The organism is Gordonia cholesterolivorans (assembly GCF_039531975.1).
GTDB classification, from domain to species: domain Bacteria; phylum Actinomycetota; class Actinomycetes; order Mycobacteriales; family Mycobacteriaceae; genus Gordonia; species Gordonia sihwensis.
This window is the reverse complement of the sequence record NZ_BAAARB010000019.1, coordinates 1-25567: the sequence shown is the minus strand read 5'-3', so window position 1 is coordinate 25567 and position 25567 is coordinate 1. Positions and strand designations below refer to the sequence as shown.

Genomic DNA, 25567 nt, shown 5'->3' with positions numbered 1-25567 from the left:
CGTGACCCGATTCGGGTCACGGAATACGGCATATGAGTTCAGGAGTACGTCAGGACGTCGGGTTCCCCGGCGAATCGAGCGGATTGGTGCCGTTGAAAACGATCCAGACGGCCACGGCGACGCCGACGCCGACGATGAACCAGGCGGCCGAACCCCAGGCCGGCCTGCGCGACCATCCCCAGCGACGGTCGAAGGAGTAGGTGCCGGGCCCGGTGAGGATCAGCGCCGCCGCCGCGGCGGCCAGCACGATCTCCAGTTCGAGCCCGTTGCCTCCGCCGTCGGCCGAGAAGAACCAGAGGCCGCCGGCGAGCGTCGCCTTGTAGGTGCCTGCCACCAGGATGCTGCTCAGCACCGCCGCCCCGGCGATCGGCGTCAGCAGCCCCAGGATCAGCAGGATGCCGCCCGCGGTCTCACTGACTCCGGCGACGAGTGAGAGCGCCGTCGTGGCGTTGTCGTGGAACCCGATGCCGGGATTCGGCTTGTTGGCGAGGAACTGCGCGAAGCCGTCCGGCCCGGGTCCGTTCAACCAGCCGGTGAGCTTCTGGAGACCGTGCAGGGTGAACGTCACGCCCACCACCACGCGCAGAATGAGCAAGCCGAGATCGAGCGTTCCGCGCCGGATCACCGGCTCCGGAGCCTGGGCGACGTACTCCTCTTCGTCGCGCGGCTGCGGTGCCCCCACGTAGTCGTCTTCGGGCTCGAGCAGCGGTGCGGTGGGCTGCGGCTCGATGTAAGGCAGCGGCGGTTCGGTGAGATGCTCCGCGTATCCCCTGCGCTCGCCGGGGTCCTCACCGTCGTCCTCGTCGTTGACGAAGGGCTCGGTGTGCACCGGCTCGTCCGACGAGCTCTTCTTGATCGGGCTCTCCGTGGCTGCGGCACCCCCCGAACTGATGATCACCGCGGTCTTCGCGTCATCGTCCGGCGGTGAACCGTCGGGCAGCGTGGCTACGGGTTCGGTCGGCTCGGTGACCGGCAGCGTCTCAGTGGGCGACTCGTCGAGTTCGACGGCCTCCTCGCGTGCGGCCTTCTCGTCGATCGCATCCTGAACCGCGGGCTCCGGCCTGCGGCCGTGCCTGTCGAAGAAGCTGTCGTTGTCGGGCTTCGGCCGACGCACCCGAGGTCGCTCGATGGCGTCGGTCGGTTCATCGTACGGACTGCCCGCAGCCGACGGATCCCCTCCGGTCCCTGGCTTGTCATCGGAACTACTCACGGTTACCGACTCTATGGCCGTGCGCCCGCGTGAGGGCCGAGCGGCACCCGACGATTTGGTAACGATCGTTAGAGTGGTGGAATGCCATCACACTCCCGGACTGCCGGCCGCGCGCTGCTCGCCGCGGCGTCCGCGGTGGCCGTCGTATTGGCGTCGACGTCGTGTGTGAACTTCAGCGAAGAGGACCAGGCCGCCGACCAGGGTTCCTTCACTGCGCCGCCCACCATGCAGCAGGCCCCCGAGCAGCCTCCGGCGCCTCCGTCGGACGATCAGGGCGGCGGTCCCCCGCCGACCGGGCCCTGCGTCGACCCGGATCCGGCGGTGATCGCCACGTGTCTGGCGTCCACCGGAGGTGTGCGGCCCGCGGACTCGTCGGGACGCAGTACGTACGTCGCCGAACGGACCACCGGCAAGATCATTCTGTCCAAGCGGTACGGTCCGCAGCGTGCGGTCGCCGGCGTGGAGGTGGACGCCTCCGGCGACGGCGGGCTCGTCGACTTCGAGATGTCGCCCACGTACGCCGAGGATCAGCTGATCTACGCGCTGATCACCACCGGGTCCGACAATCGCGTGGTCCGGATCGCCCCCACCGGGTCGGTGAAGCCGATTCTCACCGGTATCCCGAAGGGCGCGACCGGCAACATGGGATCGATCTCGTTCGCGTCGCCGACCGAGCTCATCGTCGCGACCGGCGATGCGGGCGATCCGGCCGCCGCGTCGAACCCGGCCTCGCTCGCGGGCAAGATCTTCTCGATCGACCCGAACGTCGCGGACCCGAAGCCCGACATCCGTGCGTCGGGGCTCGGGTCGAACGTCGCGCTCTGCCCGTCACCGGCCTCCGACGGCCAGCTGTACGTCGCCGACAGCGGCGCGCCGGGCGATCGGCTCTCCCTGGTCGGCCCTCGCGGTCTGCAGACGCTGTGGAGCTGGCCCAATCGGCCGGGGGTGAGCGGCTGCGCCGTCGGCAAGGACTGGATAGCGGTGTCGATCGCCAAGGCACAGCGGCTCGACACGTTCATGCGGCCGGCCGCCGGAAGCACATCGGTCGGCAAGCCGAGCCCGCAGGACTTCCGCAAGTCGTACGGAGCGGTGGGCCGCATGACCAGTGTCGCGGGGGCTGCGCAGATGGCCACCGTCAACAAGGCCACCCGAGGTGCGGACGTGAAGAGCTACGACGATCGCGTCGCGATCTACCTCCCGAAGGCCGGCGAAGACCTCACCTGAGCGCGCGCATCATCACTCGCACGCGGCGAGGACCAGTTCCTTGACGCGGGCCGGGTCGGCCTGACCGCGGGTCGCCTTCATGACATCGCCGACGATCTTGCCTGCCGCCTGCACCTTGCCGCTGCGAATCTTGTCGGCGATATCGGGGTTCGCGGCGAGTGCCTCGTCGACCGCCTTCTGCAGCGCGGAATCGTCCCGGACCACCTCGAGACCGCGATCGGCGACGATCTGCGCGGGCTCGCCCTCACCGTCGAGCACGGCGACGACCACCTGCTGGGCCAGTTTGTTGGTCAGCTTGCCCTCGTCGACCATGCCGATCACCTCGGCGACCTGCTTGGGAGTGATGGCGAGTTCCGCCAGCTCCATCTCGCGGGTGTTGGCCTGCTGGGCCAGGAACGACACCCACCAGCTGCGGGCGGCGTCGGGTGAGGCACCCGCTTCGGCCGTCTCGATGATGAGGTCGACGGCGCCGACGTTCACCAGATCGCGCATCACCTCGTCGGACACGCCCCACTCCTCCTGGATGCGGGCGCGGCGGATCCACGGCAACTCCGGCAGAGTGGCGCGCAGCGAATCCACCCACTCCGGGCTCGCGAGCACCGGGGGCAGGTCCGGCTCCGGGAAGTAACGGTAGTCCTCGGCGGTCTCCTTGCGACGGCCCGCCGACGTGGTTCCGTCCGACTCGTGGAAGTGCCTGGTCTCCTGGATGATCTCGCCGCCGGCCGACAGGATCGCGGCCTGCCGGCTCATCTCGAACCGGACCGCGGCCTCGACCGACTTGAGCGAGTTGACGTTCTTGGTCTCGGTGCGGGTGCCGAACTCGGCGGCGCCCTTGGGCATCAGCGACAGGTTCACGTCGCAGCGCATCGATCCCTGGTCCATGCGGACGTCGGACACGTCGAGCGACTTGAGCAGATCGCGCAGGGCGGTCACGTACGCGCGGGCCACCTCCGGTGCGCGCTCGCCCGCACCCTCGATGGGGCGGGTCACGATCTCGACGAGCGGGACGCCCGCGCGGTTGTAGTCGAGCAACGAGTGACTGGCACCGTGGATGCGCCCGGTGGCGCCGCCGATGTGCAGCGACTTACCGGTGTCCTCCTCCATGTGGGCGCGCTCGATCTCCACCCGCCAGGTGGTGCCGTCGCTCAGCAGCACGTCGAGGTAGCCGTCGTAGGCGATCGGCTCGTCGTACTGACTGATCTGATAGTTCTTCGGCTGGTCCGGGTAGAAGTAGTTCTTCCGCGCGAACACGCTCGACTCCCGGATCGAGCAGTTCAGCGCCAAGCCGATGCGCGCGGCGGATTCGACGGCCTTCGCGTTGGCGACCGGAAGCGCCCCCGGCAGACCCAGGCAGGCGGGGCACACCTGGGTGTTCGGCTCGCCGCCGAACGTGGTCGGGCAACCGCAGAACATCTTGGTCGCCGTGCCGAGCTCGACGTGGACCTCCATGCCCATGACCGGGTCGTAAGTCTCGATGACGTCGTCGAAGTCCATCAGTTCGTCGATAGCGGCACTCATGCGTCCCATCGTATCTGGGGGCCGAAGTCAGGGTGCTTCCCGATGCCCGATAGCGCCGCCGGGGCCTACGTTCGAGTCATCGGGCGGACGCCCGAACCGAGACCGATCCGAACCGAGGAGAACACCATGACCGATCCAGCCCTTCCGGGAGCCGGCGACGCGTACGACGCCGAGCCCGTCCGCCCCGCCAAACGACTCACCCGCTCGACCACCGACAAGATGATCGGCGGTGTCGCGGGCGGCATCGCCGAGTACTTCGGAATCGACTCCACTTGGGTCCGCGTCGCCTTCGTCGCGTCGATCATCCTCCCGGGCCCGCAGGTGCTTCTGTACCTGCTGCTCTGGGCGATCATCCCGAAGAACCGCTAGCCCTCAGCCGAAGATCGCGCGCGCTCCGCGGTAGTACTCGAGCGGCACCGTCTTGGTGTGGCCCACGGCCTCCTCGAAGGGGACCCGGACGATGTCGGTGCCGCGCAGTGCCACCATGGACCCCCACCCCGCGTCCGCGACGAGGTCGCTCACCGCCTGGCCGAAGCGGGTGCCGAGGACCCGGTCCCATGCGCTGGGCACACCGCCGCGCTGGATGTAGCCGAGCACCGTGGCGCGTGTGGCGATCCCGGTCCGTTCCTCGATGAGCGGCGCGAGGATCTCGCCGATCCCGCCCAGCCGCGGCCGGTTGAACTCGTCCATGCCCTTGTACGAGTGCGCCTGCTCCATCTCCGGCAGCATGAAGCCCTCGGCGACGACGACCATCGGCGAACGACCACGGTCGCGGACGCTGACCACCCACTCGCAGATCTGCTCGAGCGACTCCTGCTGCTCCGGAATGAGGATCGCGTGGGCGCCGGCCGCGACACCCGCGTACATCGCGATCCATCCGGCGTGCCTGCCCATCACCTCCAGAACCATGCACCGCTTGTGCGAATTGCCGGTGGTGCGCAGCCGGTCGACGGCCTCGGTCGCGATCTCGACCGCGGTGTTGAAACCGAAAGTGTAGTCCGTCGCCTGCAGGTCGTTGTCGATCGTCTTGGGCACGCCGACGATCGGAATGCCGTCGCCGAGCAGTCTGTTGGCGGCCGCCATGGTCCCGTCGCCGCCGACGGCGATGACGCCGTCCACCCCGATCCGCTGGAGTGCCCGCTTGATGTTCTCCGGCCCGCCGTCGGGTTCGGTGTACGGACCGAAGCGGCTGGTTCCCAGAATGGTGCCGCCCTGCTGGGAGATGCCTCGCACCACGGATCGGTCGAGGTCGATCGCCTCGCCGTACACCAGCCCCCAGAACCCGTCTCTGAATCCCACGAACTCCTGATCGTGGACCGTGCTGCCCTGCAGGACGGTTCCGCGGATCACCGCGTTGAGACCGGGGCAGTCTCCGCCGGATGTCAGAATGCCGAAGCGCGCCATCGGGTGCGACCCCTCTCTGAAAGGAAACCGGGTTCGCGTCCATCACAACACGATCCGTGCCCGGTGGCAGCACGTCGGCCAGTTCCGGACCGGTGCGCGGCATCGACCTCCTACTTCAGGCCGTTCTCGTAGGCGAAGACCACCGCTTGCGCGCGGTCGCGCAGACCCAGCTTGGCCAGCATGTTGCTCACATGGGTCTTCACCGTCTGTTCGGAGACGAACAGTTCGGCGGCGATCTCACCGTTCGACTTGCCGTCGGCGACGGTCAGGAGCACCTCGAGTTCCCGCGGGGTGAGCGAGTCGGCGGCCGCGGTGGCCTTGCGCGTGGTCCGGGAGGTGACCTGCTCGATCAGGCGTCTGGTGACCGAGGGCGCCAACAGCGCGTCGCCAGCGGCCACCACTCGGACCGCGCGCACGAGCTCGTCTGCCGGCGCGTCCTTGAGCAGGAAGCCCGACGCACCGATCCGCAGGGCGGCGTACACGTAATCGTCGATGTCGAAGGTCGTCAGCATCAGGACTCTGGTGGCCGACCCGCTGGAGATGATCTGCTCCGCGGCCCACAAGCCGTCGCGTCGCGGCATCCGGACGTCCATCAGGACCACATCGGGTTTGAGGCGGCGCACCTGGTCGACGGCGACCTGCCCGTCCTCGGCGTCCCCGAGCACGGTGATGTCGTCGGCGGCGCCCAGCAGTGCCGCGAAACCGGCGCGGACCATCGCTTGGTCGTCGGCGATGAGGACAGTGGTCGGCACGAGGGTCAGCCTAGTGCGCCGGGCCGCGGCGCGGCGCTCACGCCCGGGCGCTTCACGCGACCGCCCTCACCGACGGACCGATCGGCAGAGATGCGCGGACGGCGAAACCGCCGCCCGGCCGCGCCGCCGCGGTGAGACTCCCGCCGACGGCGTGGGCGCGTTCGGTCATTCCCAGGATGCCGTGCCCGCCGCCGACGGTCGCGCCGAGCGGCTGCGTCGCCAACCCGTTCACGATCTCGACGTCGAGTCTCCCCTCGTGCACGGGATCCTCCTCGATGCGGACCGCGATCGCCGCCCCGGGCGCATGGCGGGTGGCGTTCGTGACCGCCTCCTGAACGATCCGATACACGGCAGCGCCGACCGTCTGCGCCACCGACGAATGGTCGGAGGTGTCGGTCAGTTCCACATCCACGCCCACCGCCTGCACGCCCTCGATGAGTTCGGGGACGTCGCCGAGGCCCTGGACCGGAGCGAGCGCCGCGGTGTCCGCGGCGTCGCCGTGCGGGCGAAGCACGCCCAGCAGCTGGCGCACCTCGTCGAGCGATTCGCGGGCGGCGTCGGCGATCGCGTCGAACTCCGCCTTGGCCCCGGGCCCCACCTCCTCGGCATCGGCGGCCGCGGCCAGCCGGTAGGGTGCGGTCTGCGCCATCACCACCACCATCGACATGCGGTGCGCGACGATATCGTGCAGGTCGCGCGCGATGCGTGAGCGTTCGGCGAGTACGGCCTCTCGGGCTCGCAGCACCTCGGTCTCCTCGGTCTGCTCCGCGATCTCGCGCTGCGAGCGAGCACGGTAGCGCAGGAACGCGACGGCCATGCCGACGACGACCAGCCCGAAGATCCAGCCCACCAGCGCATCGAAGGGCAAGCCGACGACGAAGGCGCCCGCGACGGCGGCCAGCACCACTGGCAGCCGCTTGAGCGGCTGGGTCCACAGCGCCGCGACGGTCATCGCCAGCAGCGCCAGGAACAACGGGATCGGCATCGGCCACGGTCCGTCGTTGGGAACCAACGACGCGACGGCCGAGGTGATGACCGTTGACGCCCAGCCGTACCTGACCGCCTCCTCGCCGGCGAACACGAGCGCGATGCCGCCGCAGCCGAGGATCGCGAAGGCGGGCAGGAGGAACGCGGGCAGGCGAGTGACCTCGCCGAGCACCGGCCAGCACACCGAGATCATGCTGACCGCGGCCAGGGCGGCGAGCCAGTTGCGCCAGTGCGACAGGTATCGGTGCAGCGCCGGGTCGCTGATGCGGTCGAGCGCGATCCGGTCACGGACCCGCCCGACCGCGGCGGCGGTCCGGCGACGGACGGCAGAGGGAGACTTCACAGTTCGACGATAGGAGCCCGAGCCGGGTCGCCACCTCCCCCGCGAGAGTGAGATCCGACCGGTTCCCCAGTCGCAGGGTTCCCTGCGGTCTCACTCTCGCGCGCGGGGTGCAAGACCCCCGTTGCGAGCGATCCGGTGTGGTGCCACCCGGCCATAGCGTTCGGGACATGACCTCGAACACCTCCGCTGACTCAGCCGATTCCCCTGGGCGACAAGGTATCCGCCGGTGGGTCGTCCGGCTCTCGACCGGCGCGGCGTTGACCGTCGGAGTCCTCGGGCTGCTGCCGATCAGCTCGGCGCTGGCGGACTCGCATCGGGCCGCTCCCCCGGCCCGGCCGGCCACAGCCGCCGAACGCGCCATCGCGGACCTGGTCGGCGACCGTCCGCTCGACGCCATGCGCGATCTGCCCGCCGACTTCTCCCGACGACTCGGGTATCGACCGGTGGTGATCGACGGCCGCCCCCTCAACCCGGCCGGAGACTGTTCCTCGCCGGTCCCGTTGCCGGACCGATTCACCGACGCCTGCCGTGCGCACGATCTCGGATACGACCTGCTCCGGTACTCCGATTCCACCGGCCGGCCCGCGGGAGCCTGGGCTCGCACCGCCCTCGACGGCCGACTGATCGACGACATGCACGCCGTCTGCGACGATCCGCTGTGCCACGCCGCCGCCGAGACCGCGCGGACCGGCCTGGCGGTGAACACCTGGCGGCAGCATTCGGGCCCGCCGGTGCGCGAGTCGGGCGGCACGATCGTCCTCGGCTATCTCTCCCGAACCGCAGAGACAGTGGGGTTGCGATGAACCGCCTGCGGGTGCGTCCCGCGGTGGCCGCCGGCGCTCTCGCCGGTCGCCTGCTGGCTCTCGCCCCCGGCATGCTCCCCCGCTCCGCGCTGGTCGCCGCCGTCGCCGGCCTCGCGTTGACTCTTCTCGGGATGGCCGTCGGTGCCGGCGTCGGCGCGCTTCGAGACCGGATCGGTGACCGTCCACCTGCCCCGGTCTCTGGGGGCGTCCTCGCCGCCGGGCTCGTGGTCGCCGGTGCGGCCGTCGGGCTCGCGGCGCGTCACGAGTCGGCGGTCCGGGCCGCGGTGGGTGCCCCGCCGATCGGCCCCGGGTGGGTCCTGGCCGTGTGCGCGATCCCGGTCGCCGCCGCGGCCGCGGTCGTCGCGATCCCAGGACGGGTGTGGGCCGGCTTCGGAATGGTCGCGGTGGTCGCGGCGGCGTCGATCGGGCTGCCCGCGCCCGCACAGGCGTCGGGACCGGATGTTCCCGAGCGCCCCGTGATGCTCTACAGCCCGCTGAGCGAACCCGGCTCGGTCCGGGACCGCGCCGAGCGCCTGGCCGATCGCTGGGTGGCCGACGGCGGTCGCGAGGCACGCGCGGTCGTGGTGGCCGTGCCAACCGGCTCGGGATGGATCGACGCCGGAACGGTGGACGGCTTCACCGGGTACTTCGGCGGATCGGTCCGGGTCGTCGCCCTGCAGTACGACGACGTCGCGTCGTGGCGGGCGTTCATCTCCTCCCCGGATCGTGCGGGGACCTCCGCGTCCGCGGTCCTCGACGCCGTCTGGTCCCGTATCTCGGGCCTGCCCGAAGCGCGGCGGCCCCGCGTGTACCTCGCCGGGCAGAGCCTGGGAGCGGTGGGAGCCGACGCCGCGCGCCGCTGGGCGAACGACTCCGGGGTCGAACTCGCCGGGACAGTGCTCGCCGGGCCGCCGGCGGGGTCGGTCGACCGGGTCGCACCGTGCGAGCGGCGGGTGGTGCTGGCCAACGCCGACGATCCCGTCCCCGGGTTCGCTCCGTCGCTGCTGTGGCATCCGATCGACCGCATTCCCGGAGACGGCGACGACCGGCACCACAGCGAGTCTCCGCCGTGGCTGCCGGTCGTGTCGATGGTCGGTACCGTCCTCGACCTCGCGGGCTCACTGAAGGTTCCCGCGGGACACGGGCACCGTTACGGCGTCGAGCAGGGGCTCGCCGCCGGGAACATGCCGGCAGGCTGTCAGCCGACCGGCCCGCGGGCCGCCTCGTAGGCCGCACCGACCCGGTACAGCCGGTCGTCGGCCAGTGCCGGTGCCATGATCTGCAGGCCGACCGGGAGTCCGTCGTCGGAGGAGACCCCCGACGGAACCGACATCGCCGCGGTGCCCGCCAGGTTCACCGGCAGCGTGCACAGGTCGAACAGATACATCGACAGCGGATCGTCGACCTTCTCTCCGAGCTTGAACGGCGTGGTGGGGGTGGTCGGGGAGATCAGCACGTCGACGTCCTCGTATGCCGCGGCGAAGTCGCGAGCGATGAGCGTGCGCACCTTCTGCGCCTGACCGTAGAACGCGTCGTAGTAACCGGAGCTCAGCGCGTACGTCCCGATCATGATGCGGCGCTTGACCTCCGGGCCGAAGCCGGCCTCGCGGGTCAGTGCCATGACCTCGTCGGCGCTGTGCGAACCGTCGTCGCCGACCCGGAGCCCGTACCGCATCGCATCGAAGCGGGCCAGGTTGCTCGACACCTCCGACGGCAGGATCAGGTAGTAGGCGCCGAGCGCGTACGAGAAGTGCGGGCAGTCGACCTCGACGATCGTCGCGCCGAGATCGGTCAGCTGCTTGCACGCCGCCTGGAACGACTCCAGCACACCGGCTTGGTAGCCCTCGCCCTGCAACTGCTTCACCACGCCTATGCGCACACCCGACAGGTCGCCGGACGCGCCGGCGCGCGCGGCGCCGACGACATCGGGAATCGCCGCGTCGATGGAGGTGGAGTCGCGCGGATCGTGCCCGGCGATCACCTCGTGCAGCAGCGCCGTGTCGAGCACGGTGCGTCCGCAGGGGCCGCCCTGATCGAGCGACGACGCGCACGCCACGAGTCCGTAGCGCGACACGGTTCCGTAGGTCGGCTTGACGCCGACGGTCGCGGTGACCGAGGCCGGCTGTCGGATCGAGCCGCCGGTGTCGGTGCCGATGGCCAGCGGCGCCTGGTACGAGGCGAGTGCCGCGGCGCTGCCGCCGCCCGAACCGCCCGGAATACGCGTGGTGTCCCACGGATTCCGGGTCACCTGGTAGGCCGAGTTCTCGGTCGACGAGCCCATCGCGAACTCGTCCATGTTCGTCTTGCCGAGGATCGGGATGCCCGCGGCACGGAGCTTGGCCGTGACGGTCGCGTCGTACGGCGAGACCCATCCTTCGAGGATCTTGGACCCACAGGTGGTCGGGGCGTCGACGGTGGTGAAGACGTCCTTGAGCGCGATCGGGACGCCGGCCAGAGCGGACGGCGCCTCACCCGAAGCGATCGCCTGGTCGGCCGCCTCCGCCGCGGCGAGCGCTTCGTCGCCGCCGACGTGCAGGAATGCGCCCAGCTGTCCGTCGATCTGCTCGATGCGGTCGAGGTGTGCCCGGGTTACCTCGACCGACGACAGTTCGCGAGCGGCGATCTTGCCCGCGAGGTCGGCTGCGGACAGGCCTGTGATCTCGTTCGCGCTGCGGGTGTCGCTCACGCTCATTCCTCTCCCAGAATCTGCGGAACGGCGAAGCGCTCCTGTTCGACGGCGGGCGCCCCCGACAACGCCTGTTCTGCGGTCAGGCTCGGGACGACGACGTCCTCGCGCAGCACGTCGCGCAACTCGGCGGGATGTGCGGTGGGCGGCACGTCGTCGGCGGCCACCTCGGAGATCTGCGCGACGTGGCTCAGGATCGAGTCGAGCTGCGCCGCGTATCGGTCGAGTTCGTCGTCGTCGAGCGCCAAGCGGGACAGTCGCGCGAGATGCGCGACCTCGTCCCGGCTGATCGCCGGCTGGGAATCGGTGGACATCGTCGACCTCTCTACACACGCACTCGTCACGGAACACCGCACGAGCTCAGGACAGTGGGACTTGCCTACCAGGATATGCGGCCGCTTCGGACCGAGCCCGCGCGGGAGGTGTGCTCCGGGTGAATGATCGCGGAGTGGCCGGAGTGCACCGCACCGGTTAACTTGGACACATGATCATCGTCACCACCAACGAACTGCCGGGCTACCGGATCGAGCACGTGTTCGGCGAGGTGTTCGGCCTCACGGTGCGGTCGCGACACATCGGTTCCAACATCGGCGCCAGCTTCAAGTCGATCGCCGGTGGCGAACTCAAGGGCATCACCCAGTTGCTGCACGAGGCGCGTCATGAAGCGTTGAGTCGCTTGGCCGCCGAAGCTCAGAGCAAGGGGGCCAACGCGGTTCTCGCATTCCGCTTCGAGACGAATGAGTACGCCGGATCCGGCGGCGTCGAGGTGTGCGCGTACGGCACGGCTGTGGGTGTGCGTCCGCTCGAGCAGCAGCCGCGCTGACTCCGGTGTCGTATCTGCTTCGCGTTCTGCTGAACGACCGTCCCGGCAGTCTCGGCATGCTCGCCGTTCAACTCGGCGCCGTCGGTGCCGACATCCGCTCGCTCGAGGTGATCGAGCGAGGCGAGGGCTACGCCGTCGACGACCTGGTGGTCGACCTGCCCTCGGGTGCGCTGCCCGACACCCTCATCACCGCCGCGGAGAAGGTCGCGGGCGTGCACGTCGACTCTCTCCGTCCGCACGACGGGGTCCTCGACACGCATCAGGAACTCGAGTTGATCGACCTCGTCGCCGCGGGCGGCAAGGACCGCCTGCAGGTGCTGGCCGACTACGCGCCCCGTGTGCTCCGCGTGTCGTGGGCGATGGTGATCTCCCGCCCCGGTCCGGACGTGCTGCGCCTCTACGGCAGTTCGGGAGCCCCCGAGACGGCCCTGGAGACGGCCGACTGGCTGCCCCTCGACCGGGCGGTGGCGTTCGACTCCGAAGCCGAATGGATCCCTCAGGGATGGCGTGACATGGGGACCAGGCTGGCCGCCGCCCCCTTGGGCGACGACGGCAAGGCCCTGCTCCTCGGCCGGATCGGCGGTCCCGACTTCCGCCCTGCGGAAGTCGCGCGCCTGGGCTACCTGACCGGCATCATCGCCACCGTCCTGAAGAGAAAGCCGAACACCCAGGGCGGTTGAGCGAGCGCTCCAAGGCTGGTTGAGCGAGCGCTCCAAGGCTGGTTGAGCGAGCGCAGCGAGTCGAAACAGCATGCGCAGTCTCGATACGCGCGCTCGCTACGCTCACACGCTCACTCGACGAACCTGGGTCTTCCCCGGCCAGCTGAGCGAGCACCTCCCAGGCCAGTTGAGCGAGCGCAGCGAGTCGAAACAGTACGCGCAGTCTCGATACGCGCGCTCGCTACGCTCACACGCTCACTCGACGAACCTGGGTCTTCCCCGGCCAGCTGAGCGAGCACCTCCCAGGCCAGTTGAGCGAGCGCAGCGAGTCGAAACAGCACGCGCAGTCTCGATACGCCTGCTCGCTACGCTCACACGCTCACTCGACGAACCTCGGCTAATCCCCAGGCTGGTTGAGCGAGCGCAGCGAGTCGAAACAGTACGCGCAGTCTCGATACGCGCGCTCGCTACGCTCACACGCTCACTCGACGAACCTAGAAACTTCCGCGAGCGCAGCGAGTCGAAACAGCATGCGCAGTCTCGATGCGCCTGCTCGCTACGCTCACCGGCTCACTCGACGGACCTGGGGTCTTCCGCGAGTCGAAACGGCGCACGCATCAATCGTCCTCCGACTCCGACTCTCCCGCAGACCCGGTCGCCAGCAATTGTTTGAAGCCGTCCTCGTCGAGGATCGGAACGCCTAATTCTTCGGCCTTGGCGGCTTTGCTGCCGGGCGAGTCGCCGACCACGACGTAGTCGGTCTTCTTCGACACCGAGCCCGACGCCTTGCCGCCGCGCACGATGATCGCCTCTTTGGCTCCGTCGCGGGAGAAGTCGACGAGCGAACCGGTGACCACGATCGTCTTGCCGTCGAGCGTCCGCTCGATCGACTCGTCCCGCTCATCGGCCATGGCCACCCCCGCGGCACGCCATTTGGCGACGATCTCGCGGTGCCAGTCGACGGCGAACCAGTCGTGCACGCTCGCCGCCCGCGTGGGGCCGAGACCGTCCACCTGCGCCAACTCGTCGACGGAGGCGTTCTGGATGCTTTCGAGGTCGCCGAAAGCGGTGGCCAGAGCCCGCGCCGGGGTGGGCCCGACGTGGCGGATCGACAGCGCGACGATCACCCGCCACAGCGGGACCCGCTTGGCCTTGTCGAGGTTGTCCAGGAATCTCCGACCGTTGGCCGAGAGCGCACCCGACTTCGTGGTGTACAGGTCGGTCTTGACCAGATCGTCGGCAGTGAGCGAGAACAGGTCGCCTTCGTCGGTCAGCACGCCGCTCGACAGAAGTGCTTGCGCCCCTTCGTATCCGAGCGCTTCGATGTCGAATGCGCCGCGGCCCGCGAGATAGAACAGCCGTTCGCGCAGTTGTCCCGGGCAGTAGCGCTGGTTGGGACAGCGGATGTCCTTGTCGCCCTCCTTCGCGGGGGCCAGTTCGGTTCCGCACTCGGGGCATCGAGTCGGCATCACGAACTCGCGTTCGGTACCGTCGCGCAGTTCGACGACCGGACCGAGCACCTCGGGAATCACGTCGCCGGCCTTGCGAATGGTGATGGTGTCGCCGATCAGGACGCCTTTACGCTTCACCTCGAAGGCGTTGTGGAGTGTCGCGCGGGAGACGGTCGATCCCGCGACCAGCACCGGTTCCATCAGCGCCCACGGCGTGACGCGGCCCGTCCGTCCGACGCCGACCATGATGTCGAGCAGTTTGGTCGTGACCTCTTCCGGCGGGTACTTGTACGCGATCGCCCAGCGCGGTGCGCGTGAAGTCGCACCCAGCCGGCGCTGGCGCGTCACATCGTCCACCTTGACGACGAGGCCGTCGATCTCGTGTTCCACCGAGTGCCGGTTCTCGCCCCAGTACGCGATCGCCTCGATGATCTCGTCGGCCCCGGTCACCTTCTTCGTGTGGTCGGAGACTGGCAGCCCCCACTCGCCCAGCGCGAGGTAGGCCTCGTGCAGCGACTCGGGCCTCCAGCCCTCCACCTTCCCGATCCCGTGACAGATCATCCGGAGTCGGCGCCGCGCGGTGACCTGCGGATTCTTCTGGCGCAGAGAGCCGGCGGCCGAGTTGCGCGGATTCGCGAACGGCGGCTTCCCCTCTTCGACGAGGGAGGCGTTCAGATTCTGGAAGTCTTCGACTCGGAAGAACACCTCACCGCGGACCTCCAGGAGTTCAGGCACCGGGCGCACCGAATCGTCGAGATCGTGCGGAACGTCGGTGATGGTGCGCGCGTTGAGTGTCACGTCCTCGCCGGTGCGGCCGTCGCCCCGGGTCACTCCCCGGACCAGCGTGCCCTTCTCGTACACCAGCGAGAGCGCTACCCCGTCGATCTTGAGTTCGCACAGGAACTCGGTCCCGGCGCCGATCTCGGCTTCGGTACGCGAGACCCAGGTGCGCATCTCGTCGTAATCGAAGACGTTGTCGAGCGACATCATCCGTTCGAGATGGTCGACCGAGGTGAAGTCGGTCGAGAAGCCGCCGCCGACCAGCTTCGTCGGCGAATCGGGCACCGCCAGTTCGGGATGCTCGTCCTCGAGTGCCTGCAGCCGGCGCAACAGCGAGTCGAACTCTCCGTCGCTGATCACAGGCGCGTCCTGGACGTAGTAGCGGAACTGATGCCCGCGAACCTCCTCGGCGAGCAGCGCCCACTCCCGCGCCCAATCGGCGCCCGCCTCCGCTGCGGCCGATCCTGCCGTGTCTGTCCCCTCGCCCTCACTCACGCGTTCAGGTTAACCGAGCCCTGCGACATGGCCGCGTCCGACGAACGCCGACACTACGCTTACCGGCATGCCGCACCCCATCATGTTCTCCGACGACGATCCGATCCTGCAACGACTCCGAACCGTGGCACTGGCACTCCCGGAAGCCACCGAGAAGGTTGCGCACGGCCGTCCGACCTTTCGCTGCGGCAAGATGTTCGCCATGTACGGCGGCGGTGAGAAGGGCTCCAAGATCCGCCGCGACACCGCGCTCCTGTTCATCCCCGACCCGCTCGAGCGAGAGGCGCTCATCCAGGACGCCCGCTTCTTCGTCCCCGCGTACGTCGGCGCCTACGGATGGCTCGGCATCGACCTGACCGCCGACTCGGACTGGGACGAGGTGGCCGAACTGCTCGACGCCAGCTTCCGGCAGGTGGCGCCCAAGCGCGCGGTCGCACAGTTGGAGAGCGACGTCTGAGACGTCCGGAACGGGCGCCGATCGGCCGGGGCCGCGACGACGCTACGAGGAGCGGTAGTCCGGATCCGCGGCCAGTCCCGCGGCGATCTCCGACGACAGCGACAGGGCCCGCGTCGCCCACGATCCCGTGGCCCCCGCGAGGCCGCATACGGGTGTGACCAGGATGTTGTCGCGCAAGACCCGACGCGGCAGGCCGATCCGGTCGATCAGTTCGGTGAGACGACCGGCGAGCGTCTCGGCGTCGACCGGGGCCTCCGGCTCGGTGGCCGGAACCAGCCCCGCAGCGAGCACTCCGTCGCTGTCGACGAAGGCTCCGAGCCGGTCGTAGTCGGCGTCCGGTCGCAGTCTCGTCAGATCGATCGACAGCGCGACCCGCTCGAGTCGATCGGTCAGGTCCCACCGCGGGCGTCGACACGAATGCAGAAGAACGGGCACGTCGAGGCCGTCGACGACGCCCTGCATCAACTCGGCGGCGTCGGGCGCCGGGATCGGCCGAATCGGGTCGAGGCGGGTCAGCGGGGTGACGGTGCCATCGATCACCCGCCCCACGTCGGGTTCGTCGAGCTGCACCAGCACCTTCGCGCCGAGCCGTCGCGTCACCTCGGCGACGTGCCCGCGCAGTCCCTCGGTCAGCGACGCCGCGATGTCACGAACCGCACCGCGGTCCTTGACGATCTTGTGGCCTCCGCGCAGCTCGGCGTTCGCGGCGAAGGTCAGCGGCCCGCACGCCTGCACCTTCACGGTTCGTCCGGAGCCGACGAGCCCGGAGGCTTCCCAATGCTCCTCGAGAGCATCGAGGTCCCAGCGCAGCCAGTCCCGCGCGCGCCGCGTGGTGGTGTTGGGGTGATCGGTGAGCCGGTAGGCGTGATGCACCATGTCGAGCGGCAGGTCGACGAGCAACGCGCCGGTCCGGCCGATCATGTCGGCTCCCACTCCCCGCGCGGGGAGTTCGGGAAGGAACGGCAGATCGAGTTCGCCGCTCGCGATGCGCACCGCCTCGGACGGATCGGTGCCGGGCATGGAGCCGACGCCGGTGCCGACTCCGGCCGGCAGCCCCGTCCCGGCCGCCTGCGCTGTCACTCCGAGCCGGTGATCCGGCCGCAGCCGATCACCAGGTCGCCTTCGACCTCGTCCGGAGCGTAGAGCACGGCCGCCTGCCCACGCGCCACACCGCGAAGCGGCTCGCGCAGATCGATCCGGATGCCGGGGCCGTCGGGGCCCTCGACCGGCGTCGCGACTGCGGGCGCGAGTCCGCCGTGCGCGCGCACCTGCACCACGCACTCCACCGGGCCGTCCGGGGTGCGGCCGGAGGTCCACACCGCCTTACCCGCGGTGATCGCGGTGACCTCGAGATCGGCCGCGGCGCCCACCGTCACCGTCCCGCTCTCCGGATCGATCCCCGTCACGTAGCGCGGACGGCCGTCGGCGGCGGGCGCCTCGATCCCGAGGCCCTTGCGCTGACCGATGGTGAATCCGTGGACGCCGTCGTGCTCGGCCAGCCTCTCGCCCGTCGCCGAGTCGACAACGGCCCCGGGCCGCACGCCGATCCGCGCGCCGAGGAAGGCTCGCGTGTCGCCACTCGGAATGAAGCAGATGTCGTGGGAGTCGGGCTTATCGGCGACCGCGAGCCCGCGGCGTTCGGCCTCCTCCCGGATCTGCGGCTTCGGGGTGTCACCGACCGGGAACATGGCACGCGAGAGCTGCTCGTGGTCCAGGACGGCCAGCACGTACGACTGATCCTTGTCGGCGTCGACGGCACGGCGCAGTTCGCCGTCGGCCAACCGTGCGTAGTGCCCGGTGGCGAGCGCGTCGAAGCCCAGCGCGACCGCGCGTTCGGCCAAGGCCGCGAACTTGATCTTCTCGTTGCACGACAGGCAGGGGTTCGGCGTCTCACCGGCCGCGTACGAGGCGACGAACTCGTCGATCACATCTTCTTTGAAACGGTTGGCGAAGTCCCACACGTAGAACGGGATGCCGAGCAGGTCGGCCGCGCGCCGGGCGTCGTCGGCGTCCTCGCGCGAACAGCAGCCGCGCGAACCAGTGCGCAGGGCACCGGGCGCCGTCGACAACGCCAGATGGACTCCGACCACCTCATGACCGGCGTCCACCGCACGCGCAGCGGCGACCGCCGAGTCGACCCCTCCGCTCATCGCTGCGAGTACCCGCATCAGCTCTCACCTCCAGCCCGCGCTCCGACCGCCGACAGCAGTCCGGCGGCCCGGGCACGATCGACCACCTCGCCGATCACCTCGCCGACCAGGTCGACGTCGTCCTCCGTATTGCCGGTTCCCAGCGAGAACCGGAGCGATCCGCGGGCGGTCGCAGTGTCGAAACCCATCGCCAGCAGCACGTGGCTGGCCGCCGCGACACCCGCGGTGCAGGCCGATCCGGTGGAGCACTCCACTCCCTTCGCGTCGAGGAGCATGAGCAGCGAATCACCCTCGCACCCGTCGATGGACACGTGCAGCACGCCCGGCAGCGCGAGGTCGGGCTCGATGGGCAGCGCACCGTTGATCCGCACACCGTCGACGGCGCCCAGCACTCCCGCGAGCCGGTCGCGCAAGGCGGCGACGCGCCGGGAATCGGTGTCGCATCCAGCGACCGCCGTCCGCAGGGCCGCCGCCATTCCCGCGGCCGACGCGACATCCGGGGTCCCCGACCGGAGGTCACGCTCGTGACCGCCGCCGTGGAGCAGCGGCACGCAGGCCACGTCACGGCCGATCACCAGCACTCCGGTCCCCTGCGGACCGCCGAACTTGTGTGCCGCGACAGTCATCGCCGACAACCCGCTCGCCGCGAAGTCGACCGGCAGGTGGCCGACGGCGGCTACGGCGTCCGAGTGGACCGGAATCCCGGCTTCGGCGCCGAGCCGGGCGATCTCGGCGATCGGCTGCACCGTCCCGACCTCGTTGTTGGCCCACATCACCGAGATCAGCGCCACCTCGCCGGCGTGCTCCTCGAGCGCCGCGCGCACCGAGTCGGGACTGACGAACCCGTGACCGTCGACCGGCAGCACGACGAGTTCGGCGCCGGCCTCGTCGGCGAGCCACTGCGCCGGATCGAGAACCGCGTGGTGTTCGATCGCCGAGATGACGATCTTGCGGCGCCGAGGGTCCTCACGGCGGCGCGCCTCGAAGATCCCCTTCACCGCGAGATTGTCGGATTCGGTGCCGCCGCCGGTGAAGATCACCTCGGACGGACGGGCTCCCAGGTCGCGGGCGATCGACTCGCGCGATTCCTCCAGCATCCGTCGGGCCGCCCGGCCGGAGCCGTGCAGCGAGGAGGCGTTCCCCGGGTGTGCCCACGCCGCCGCCATCGCCGCGGCGGCTTCGGGTACTAGCGCGGTGGACGCGGCGTTGTCGAGGTAGACGGGAGGGTAGGGCAGCGACATGACGCGCTCCACGATAGTCGCACGTCGCACTGCCCGGAAATCACCGGGCCAGTTGTCCGACTCGGAGCACGCCGCGCGGATCGTGTTGGCCGGCGAGCGCACGCAGCCAGGCGCGTGTCTGCTCGTCATAACAACGCGCCGTCACGCCGGCGTCGGAGGTCGCCGTGAAGTTCGGCAGCCGGTATCCGTCGGAGTACGCCGACATGGTCTCCACCAGTCCCGCGACCGCGACCGGAACCTGTTCCGCGATCGGCGGCGCCAGAATCCCGACCGTGTACAGATGCAGGGGCGCCGATCGGTGACAGAGTGCGCTGTCGACCTGCGGCGTCCGCGCGAACCGGCCGCCGAGCAGTCGCAGTTCCACCATGAGGAGAGGCGATTCGACGTCCGGTCCGGCGGAGGCCAGGATCGCGTCGACCGCTTCTTCGGGGAGTTCTCGCAGCAGGCAGCCGTCCTCAGCGACCGGCATCGGGTCTGCGGGATCGGCGTGGATCGCGCCGATCGCCGCGTAGGGCATCGTGCCGACCGCATCGAGCAGCGGGGGCGCGACCGCACGTATGGGCGCGAACAGCCGCTGCGCCTCATCGCGCGAAGTCAACGCGGCGTAGCGGACGGCGACCGTCATGCGGCCGGCGAGCATCGGCGGCACCGTCGGCAGCTCTGGCAGTCGCAGCAGTGCCACGGAGGTGTTCGCCTCGACCGGCAGCGAGGCACTCCATGTCCGCCATTCACGCAGAACCGCGGGTGCGTCGGCGCCGTCGAAGTACATCGCACCGGCGTACAGTTCCGGGATCGGCAGCAGATCGATCACCGCCTCGGTGACCAGACCGAGAGTCGCTTTGCCGCCCCGCAGCCCCCAGAACAACTCGGCGTTCTCATCGTGCGACGCCCGGACCACCCGTCCGGCACCGGTCACGACCTCGAACGAACGGACGTGGTCGCTGGAGGATCCGACAGTTCGCACCAGCGGACCGATGCCGCCGCCCGTCAGGAATCCGATCACGCCGACAGACGGTGCCGACCCGCACAGCGGGGCCAGACCGTGCGGTGCGGACTCGTCGAGGACCCGCTGCCACCGCACCCCGGCGCCGACGCGCGCGGTACGCCCTGCGGGATCGATCTCCAGGGTGTCGAGACCGCCGGTGCGTACAAGCAGCGAGCGCCCGTCGATGGGAATCGCGCCATGCCCGGTCGAGTGGACGGCGACAGTCATCCCGTTGTCTCCCGCGAACGTCATCACCGCGGCGATGTCCGCGGCGTCGGCAGCGTCGACGACCGCCCAGGGGCGGCGTGACACGGCGACGTTGAATCCGATCGTCTCGTACCCGTCGTCCGACGGCCGGTGCACCGCTCCGCGTACCCGCGTTCGTAGGTCGGCGATGTCGGCGCGATCGATGGCGTGTGAGGTCATGGCATGTCTCCCGGTTCACGGCGGCGCGGGGATCCGCACCTGTCCCGAACCGACTGTCACTCAGTGCGCTTGCATCCTTCTTGGACTGCCCTTGGCACACTCGTCCTACGCTCGGCGGCGTGCGCGACGTCGGCTACTGCCTGGAGGCCCAGCGCACGGGCCTGCGCGGCGATCGCCGCGATCTCCCTCGCACGGTCGGCCGAGTCAGGTGCCCGCAGAGCTTCGAAGAGGCGGCAGCGCAGCAGCCCGGGCCGGCTGTCCCCGGCGATCGAGAGCGCTCGTGCGCGACCCAGCGCCGCGTCCGCGGCCGCATCGTCACCGATCAGGTCGTAGAGGCCGGCGAGCGCCAGGTCGACGGGGCCGACGCAACCGACCTGACCGACCGTCGCGATATGCCCCGCGTAGGGGGCGAGCACATCGATGAACGCCCGCGCGTCGTCGACGAAGCGCTCCTCGACCACGAGATTCGCCAGCACCACGGCCTGCGCGAGCGACGTCCAGATCATCGGGCGGTCGTCCGCCCGCCAGAGATCGATCATCGACTGGACCAGCGCGGCGTCGCCGTGCTCGACGGCCACGGTCGCCACACCCGCGGCCAGCAGCGTCGATACCCGATTGTCGGGCGCCGCGGACATCACCGTCCGCACCCATTCCATGCGGTCCCCGCCGCCGGTGCCGAGCACCTCATCGACGACGTCGTCGAACACGCCCCGCTGATTCGCCGTCGCCATCAGCGCGAGCGCCCCGGAGCCCGCAACATACAGTTCCGTCTGCCGATGGACCGCGAGGGCGGTCCGGAAGTGCTCTTCGGCAAGCGCGAAGTCGCCGTGCCAGACCGCCAGCGCGGCCTCCATCCAGCGCAGTTGCGCGCGCAGGACCGGCAGTCGCATGCGCTCACTGCCTGCGATCGCCGCACGCAGACGAGCCTTCGTCTGCGGGATGTCGCCGAGCGTCATCGCGGCCATCGTCACGACCGAACCCGCGATCACCTCGTCGAGTTCGGCATCCGCGTGAGGCAGCGCGGTCAGGTCATCGGCCAGCGAGATCAGCTCGGCCGCGCGTCCGGAGACCCCGGAGTAGGTGATGAGGCGCGCGAGAATCGCGTCGGCCATCACATCGGGATCGCCGACCGCAGCGGCCACCTCGGCGGCTCGCTCCAGAAGCCCGGCAGGCACCGAGGCGTCCCGGTGATAGCAGTGTCCGATCGCGAGCGCTCCCAGCACTCGAACCAATGCTATGGAGTCGCCGTCGACGATGTCGACCGCTGCGGTGAGGACCTCGTGCAGCGACCCGGTCTCGGCGGTCGGCGAGATCCACGGCCAACCACCGCCCGCACGCAGTAGAACACCCGCGAGACGCCCTACCGTGACAGTGCTCCCGTCACGCATCGCCCGCACCAGCATGGCCTCGACCGTGTCCAGGACGAGCTGAGCCCGTCCGGCGCGGACCTGCGCGTGCAGCATGCCCGTAAGCAGCGCGTCCCGCTCGTCGACCGACGCTTCCGGACCCGCCAGTGTCTCGTGTGTCCGGAGCGCGCGGCTGAGCCAGTGCGCTGCGCTCTCCGAGTCCCAGCGGACCGCCGCATCGTGCGCCGCCTCCCGGCAGGCGGCGACCACGTCGGGCACCTCGGCCACCGGCAACGCGTCGAGCAGGTGCGCTGCGCGGCGGGCGCTCATCTCCGGGCCGCTCCGCGCCGCGAGCAGTTCGGCGGCCCGCAGATGGATCCGGCAACGGCGCAGCGGCGCGAACATCGTCTCGGCCTCGTCGCGCAGAAGTGCGTGGGCGAAGGTCAGTCCACCGCTGCTCGGCAAGGGGACGACGATCCGCTCGTCCGCGGCTTCGTCGAGACAGTCGGCGACCGCGTCGACGCTGCGGGAGGTCAGTTCCGACAACATCGCTATGTCGATCTCCTCGCCGATCACCGCGGCGTGGCCGATGACCTCGCGGACGGTCGGATCGAGTGTCGCCAGCCGGCGACCGAGCACCGATCTGACCGCCGCCGGGATCACGTCGCGGCGCTGTTCCTCCGGCAGCCGGGCATACTCGGTCACATACAGCGGATTGCCACCGGTCCGGGCCACCAGCTGGTCGAGTTCGGCGGCCGACAAATCGGTGTCCGCCACCGCCCGCACCAGCTCACCGACCGCCTCGCGCGACAGCTCCGGCACGTCGAGCAGTCGGCCGCCGGATCGTGCGACGGCCTCGCGGAGCGACTGCGCGGCGTCGGTCGCCTCCTCCTCCCGCAGTGTCAGGACGACGGTGACCGGCGCATCCCGAAGTACCGGCGCAAGGTAGCGGAGCAGTCCCAGCGACATCGCATCGGCCCACTGGACATCGTCCACGACGATCGTCAGCGGTTTCGTCGCGCTCTCGTGTTCGAGGAGGGCTTGCACGCGGTCGTAGACCTCGAAACGGGCCGCGTCGGCGTCGGCGCCGTCGGAGACCGTCAGCAGATCCGTGTCCGCGTTCAACGCGCGGCAGAGCTGGCGCAGGGGCCACCATGCCGGAACGCCCTCGGTGTCCGGGCAGCGCACCCACACAGCCCGATCCCCCGCCGCCTCGGCGAGGTGGACCGCCTCCTCGGCCAGACGAGTCTTGCCGATGCCGGCGGGTCCGGACAGGATCAGCCAGCGGGTGCCGGTGCCCGCCGTACGCAATTCGCGGAGCACGCGCACCGCATCCTCCCTCCCGACGAGCGGCGCCCCGATATCGCGGGCCACCTCGCCCGCGAGCTCTTGCGTCTCGACGGGCTGGACGGCTCGCGGTTCCGGGGACGACACCGGCCGGGCGCCGGTCCAGCGAGGAGTCAGCGGCCAGGCTGCCAGCTCGGGGTCGTGCCTGAGCACCGCACCCTGCAGCTCACGCAGTTCAGCGCTCGGGTCGAGGCCGAGTTCCACGTCGAGATCGCGGACATACGCCGCGTACGCTTCGAGAGCGCTCCCGGCCCGACCGTCGCGATACAGTGCGACCATCCGCAGCCAGACGCTCCGCTCCCGGAGCGGGTCCTGGCGGCACAACTCAGTCGCGGCGACGAGTGCGGTCGCCACATCGCCGTGCGCAAGGAGCGCCGCGATCTGAGCCTCGGTGGCCGCACGCCGCAGCTCGGTCGGCGCCGTCGACTCCACTTCGATCCAATCGCGGTCCTCGAACTCCTCCAGCAACGGCCCCCTCCAGAGCGCCAGAGCGGCTGTCGAGGCAGACAGCGCGGTCTCCCAGTCAAACGCGTCGACCGCATCGCGCGCCTCGCCGGCCAGTCGCCCGAACTCCAGCAGATCGAACCGATCCTGGCCCACCGCCAACCGGTAGCCGGGACTGACCCGCTCGATCGGAGACGCACCGGATGCGTCACGCAGCAGTCTGCGGAGATTCGAGATGTAAGCCTGCAGACTGGTCGCCACCGCCGCGGGCGGATCGTCTCCCCAGACCGCGTGCACCAGCCGATCGGTCGAAACGACGGCGCCACGGGCCAGCAGCAGCGCCGCGAGGACCGCGCGCTGCTTGGGCGACCCGGGGTCGACGGGCATGCCGTCACGCCGAACGACGAGTGGCCCCAGCACCCGGTACTCAAGCATCACAGCCCCAGCTCATCCCGTCGATTCTAGAATGCGACGCGCGGGCGGTCGTCGGCTTCGGCAGGCGTCGCATCCGATCGCGCCTGCCTGATCCACACTGCGGCCGCTGCCGCTCCCACGAGAGCCGTCCCACAGCTCACCCACAGTGCCAGCCGCAGACCGTCGACGAATTCCGCCGGGGATCCGCCCGCCAGGACGGACTGCGCGGGGAACAGGGCTCCCAGCGCAGCGACACCCAGTGCGATCCCGGACTGCCGAAAGGCGTCGTTGATTCCCGCGGCCAGTCCGGCATCGTCACCGTGGCTCTCACTGAGCACGACACCGCTCATCACCGGATTGAACACCCCGGCGCCGATGCACGCGACGACGAATCCGGGAACCATCACCAGACCGCTGCTGTGCACACCGCCGAGCGTCATCATCGCCATCCCGACCGCGACCGCCACCAGCGAGAGCGCGAGGGCCCGGCCGGGCGGAACAGAGGTCAGGAAACGGTCCGTGACACCGGCGACGGCCAGCATGACCACAGTTCCCGGCAGATACACGAGCCCGGCGCCGATCGGCGACATGCCGAGGACACCCTGCAAGTAGACAGTGACGTACACGAAGACCGCGAACATCGACGCCGAGATCGCGAAGACCGCGACCTGTGCGCCGGCGAATGAGCGATTCGCGAACATCGCCAGGGGCAGCATCGGCTGGTCTACTCTCCTTTCGACACTGATGAATCCTGCGAGAGCCGCTACCGCGACGGCGAAGGCGGCCACCGTCGCGCGATCGGTCCAGCCCCGCTCGTTCGCCTCGACGAGGCCGTAGGTGAGCGCGGCCAGTCCGATCACCACTGCGAGTTGTCCCCGGCGGTCGCCGCGTCGGGGCGCGCTGCTGCGCGACTCCGCGACGTGGCGCACCCCCGCCAGGATGACGAGGCCGACCGGCACGTTGATGAGAAAGATCGATCGCCAGGCGAGCAATTCGGTGAGGAGACCGCCGAGCAGCGGACCGACCGCGAACGACGCGCCGATGGTCGCGCCGTACACCGCGAGCGGCCGCGCCCGATCGGACCGCCGGGGAAACGCGCCGGCGAGCAGAGCGAGCGACGAGGCGAACAACAGCGCGGCGGCCAGCCCCTGCACCACCCTGGCGACGATCAGCATCGGCATGCCGACAGCGGCCGCACAGAGGATCGACGCCCCGGTGAATCCCACGGTGCCGAGGATGAACACCCGTCGTCGCCCGTAGCGGTCCGACCATGCACCGGCGCTGAGCACGATAGTCGCGAGTGCGAGCGTATAGCCGTCGACCACCCACTTGAGCGAGGCCATGCCGGCATCGAACTCGCGCGCCATCGCGGGAAGGGCGGTGTTCACCACGGCGATGTCGAGCATCAGCATCGCGGTGGCGGCGCAGACCACCGCGGTCGTCATCGTCTGGGAGAGGTCCCGGCCGCGCCGGGAAACTCGATCAATGTGTTCCATTAGCCTCGGGCTTTCATCGCTGAATTCGCCTGACCTGCCGTTTTCATGAAGAAAGGTGCTCTGAGCTGCAATAATTGTTGTTGCGAAACGACAATCACAAGCAGGGCAAGGAGCACCTTTCTGGTG

At 69.8% G+C, this 25567-nt stretch carries 21 protein-coding genes; 7 read left to right on the top strand and 14 right to left on the bottom strand.

The window, feature by feature from the left end; all coding sequences use genetic code 11:
- Window positions 1–49: 49 nt before the first annotated feature.
- Window positions 50–1210, bottom strand: a complete 1161-nt coding sequence (locus ABFX36_RS15245) for a DoxX family membrane protein (RefSeq protein WP_231650254.1) — start codon at window positions 1208–1210, stop codon at window positions 50–52.
- 81 nt (window positions 1211–1291) lie between these two features.
- Here ABFX36_RS15245 and ABFX36_RS15240 point away from each other — a divergent pair, with 81 nt between their 5' ends.
- Window positions 1292–2434 (top strand): PQQ-dependent sugar dehydrogenase, encoded by a 1143-nt coding sequence (locus ABFX36_RS15240; RefSeq protein WP_062366969.1) that lies wholly within the window; start codon window positions 1292–1294, stop codon window positions 2432–2434.
- A gap of 12 nt (window positions 2435–2446) precedes the next feature.
- Here ABFX36_RS15240 and gatB read toward each other — a convergent pair whose 3' ends face one another.
- Window positions 2447–3952 (bottom strand): Asp-tRNA(Asn)/Glu-tRNA(Gln) amidotransferase subunit GatB, encoded by a 1506-nt coding sequence (gene gatB, locus ABFX36_RS15235; RefSeq protein WP_006895927.1) that lies wholly within the window; start codon window positions 3950–3952, stop codon window positions 2447–2449.
- Between the two features lie 126 nt (window positions 3953–4078).
- On the opposite strand from gatB, the gene ABFX36_RS15230 reads away from it, so the two are divergent.
- The gene (locus ABFX36_RS15230) at window positions 4079–4321 is read left to right on the top strand and encodes a PspC domain-containing protein (protein ID WP_006895926.1); all 243 of its coding nucleotides are present in this window, start codon (window positions 4079–4081) and stop codon (window positions 4319–4321) included.
- 3 nt (window positions 4322–4324) lie between these two features.
- Here the strand turns inward: ABFX36_RS15230 and ABFX36_RS15225 are convergent, their stop codons facing one another.
- The 3 genes from ABFX36_RS15225 to ABFX36_RS15215 form a co-directional block, all read right to left on the bottom strand.
- Window positions 4325–5356, bottom strand: coding sequence for an ATP-dependent 6-phosphofructokinase (locus ABFX36_RS15225; protein ID WP_006895925.1), 1032 nt, complete (start codon window positions 5354–5356; stop codon window positions 4325–4327).
- A gap of 110 nt (window positions 5357–5466) precedes the next feature.
- Entirely contained in the window at window positions 5467–6108 is a 642-nt protein-coding gene (locus ABFX36_RS15220; protein ID WP_006895924.1) for a response regulator, read from the bottom strand.
- Window positions 6109–6160: 52 nt separating this feature from the next.
- Window positions 6161–7438, bottom strand: a complete 1278-nt coding sequence (locus ABFX36_RS15215; RefSeq protein WP_006895923.1) for a sensor histidine kinase — start codon at window positions 7436–7438, stop codon at window positions 6161–6163.
- Between the two features lie 167 nt (window positions 7439–7605).
- Here ABFX36_RS15215 and ABFX36_RS15210 point away from each other — a divergent pair, with 167 nt between their 5' ends.
- Window positions 7606–8241 carry a hypothetical protein gene (locus ABFX36_RS15210; protein ID WP_081598084.1) on the top strand — a complete coding sequence of 212 codons (636 nt, stop codon included), beginning with the start codon at window positions 7606–7608 and terminating at the stop codon, window positions 8239–8241.
- Window positions 8238–9470, top strand: coding sequence for an alpha/beta-hydrolase family protein (locus tag ABFX36_RS15205; protein WP_006895921.1), 1233 nt, complete (start codon window positions 8238–8240; stop codon window positions 9468–9470). The genes ABFX36_RS15210 and ABFX36_RS15205 overlap by 4 nt, the downstream gene beginning before the upstream one ends.
- On the opposite strand, the gene gatA is transcribed toward ABFX36_RS15205, so the two are convergent.
- Window positions 9440–10933, bottom strand: a complete 1494-nt coding sequence (gatA, locus tag ABFX36_RS15200; RefSeq protein WP_006895920.1) for an Asp-tRNA(Asn)/Glu-tRNA(Gln) amidotransferase subunit GatA — start codon at window positions 10931–10933, stop codon at window positions 9440–9442. The genes ABFX36_RS15205 and gatA overlap by 31 nt on opposite strands.
- Window positions 10930–11241 carry an Asp-tRNA(Asn)/Glu-tRNA(Gln) amidotransferase subunit GatC gene (gene gatC / locus ABFX36_RS15195; protein ID WP_006895919.1) on the bottom strand — a complete coding sequence of 104 codons (312 nt, stop codon included), beginning with the start codon at window positions 11239–11241 and terminating at the stop codon, window positions 10930–10932. Before gatC ends, gatA begins: the two co-directional genes overlap by 4 nt.
- Before the next feature lie 170 nt (window positions 11242–11411).
- Here gatC and ABFX36_RS15190 point away from each other — a divergent pair, with 170 nt between their 5' ends.
- The gene (locus ABFX36_RS15190; RefSeq protein ID WP_006895918.1) at window positions 11412–11750 is read left to right on the top strand and encodes a YbjQ family protein; all 339 of its coding nucleotides are present in this window, start codon (window positions 11412–11414) and stop codon (window positions 11748–11750) included.
- Between the two features lie 5 nt (window positions 11751–11755).
- A complete protein-coding gene (locus ABFX36_RS15185; RefSeq protein ID WP_006895917.1) occupies window positions 11756–12430 on the top strand; it encodes an ACT domain-containing protein in 675 nt (224 codons plus the stop codon).
- Window positions 12431–13026: 596 nt separating this feature from the next.
- On the opposite strand, the gene ligA is transcribed toward ABFX36_RS15185, so the two are convergent.
- Window positions 13027–15135 (bottom strand): NAD-dependent DNA ligase LigA, encoded by a 2109-nt coding sequence (ligA, locus tag ABFX36_RS15180; RefSeq protein ID WP_006895916.1) that lies wholly within the window; start codon window positions 15133–15135, stop codon window positions 13027–13029.
- 67 nt (window positions 15136–15202) lie between these two features.
- On the opposite strand from ligA, the gene ABFX36_RS15175 reads away from it, so the two are divergent.
- A complete protein-coding gene (locus ABFX36_RS15175; RefSeq protein ID WP_006895915.1) occupies window positions 15203–15592 on the top strand; it encodes an MmcQ/YjbR family DNA-binding protein in 390 nt (129 codons plus the stop codon).
- 42 nt (window positions 15593–15634) lie between these two features.
- Here ABFX36_RS15175 and ABFX36_RS15170 read toward each other — a convergent pair whose 3' ends face one another.
- Genes ABFX36_RS15170 through ABFX36_RS15145 form a run of 6 tightly spaced genes read right to left on the bottom strand, consistent with a single transcriptional unit; the run spans window position 15635 to window position 25441 of the window.
- Window positions 15635–16672, bottom strand: a complete 1038-nt coding sequence (locus ABFX36_RS15170) for a uroporphyrinogen decarboxylase/cobalamine-independent methonine synthase family protein (RefSeq protein ID WP_006895914.1) — start codon at window positions 16670–16672, stop codon at window positions 15635–15637.
- Window positions 16669–17760, bottom strand: a complete 1092-nt coding sequence (gene mnmA / locus ABFX36_RS15165) for a tRNA 2-thiouridine(34) synthase MnmA (protein WP_346077064.1) — start codon at window positions 17758–17760, stop codon at window positions 16669–16671. The genes ABFX36_RS15170 and mnmA overlap by 4 nt, the downstream gene beginning before the upstream one ends.
- Entirely contained in the window at window positions 17760–18983 is a 1224-nt protein-coding gene (locus ABFX36_RS15160) for a cysteine desulfurase family protein (RefSeq protein WP_222111523.1), read from the bottom strand. Before ABFX36_RS15160 ends, mnmA begins: the two co-directional genes overlap by 1 nt.
- Window positions 18984–19023: 40 nt before the next feature.
- Window positions 19024–20394, bottom strand: coding sequence for an FAD-binding oxidoreductase (locus ABFX36_RS15155; protein ID WP_346077061.1), 1371 nt, complete (start codon window positions 20392–20394; stop codon window positions 19024–19026).
- Window positions 20395–20450: 56 nt separating this feature from the next.
- The gene (locus ABFX36_RS15150; RefSeq protein WP_062366976.1) at window positions 20451–23966 is read right to left on the bottom strand and encodes an ATP-binding protein; all 3516 of its coding nucleotides are present in this window, start codon (window positions 23964–23966) and stop codon (window positions 20451–20453) included.
- A 26-nt stretch (window positions 23967–23992) separates the two neighbouring features.
- Complete coding sequence (locus ABFX36_RS15145; RefSeq protein ID WP_082781273.1) at window positions 23993–25441, bottom strand: MFS transporter; 1449 nt, start codon at window positions 25439–25441, stop codon at window positions 23993–23995.
- Window positions 25442–25567: the final 126 nt, after the last annotated feature.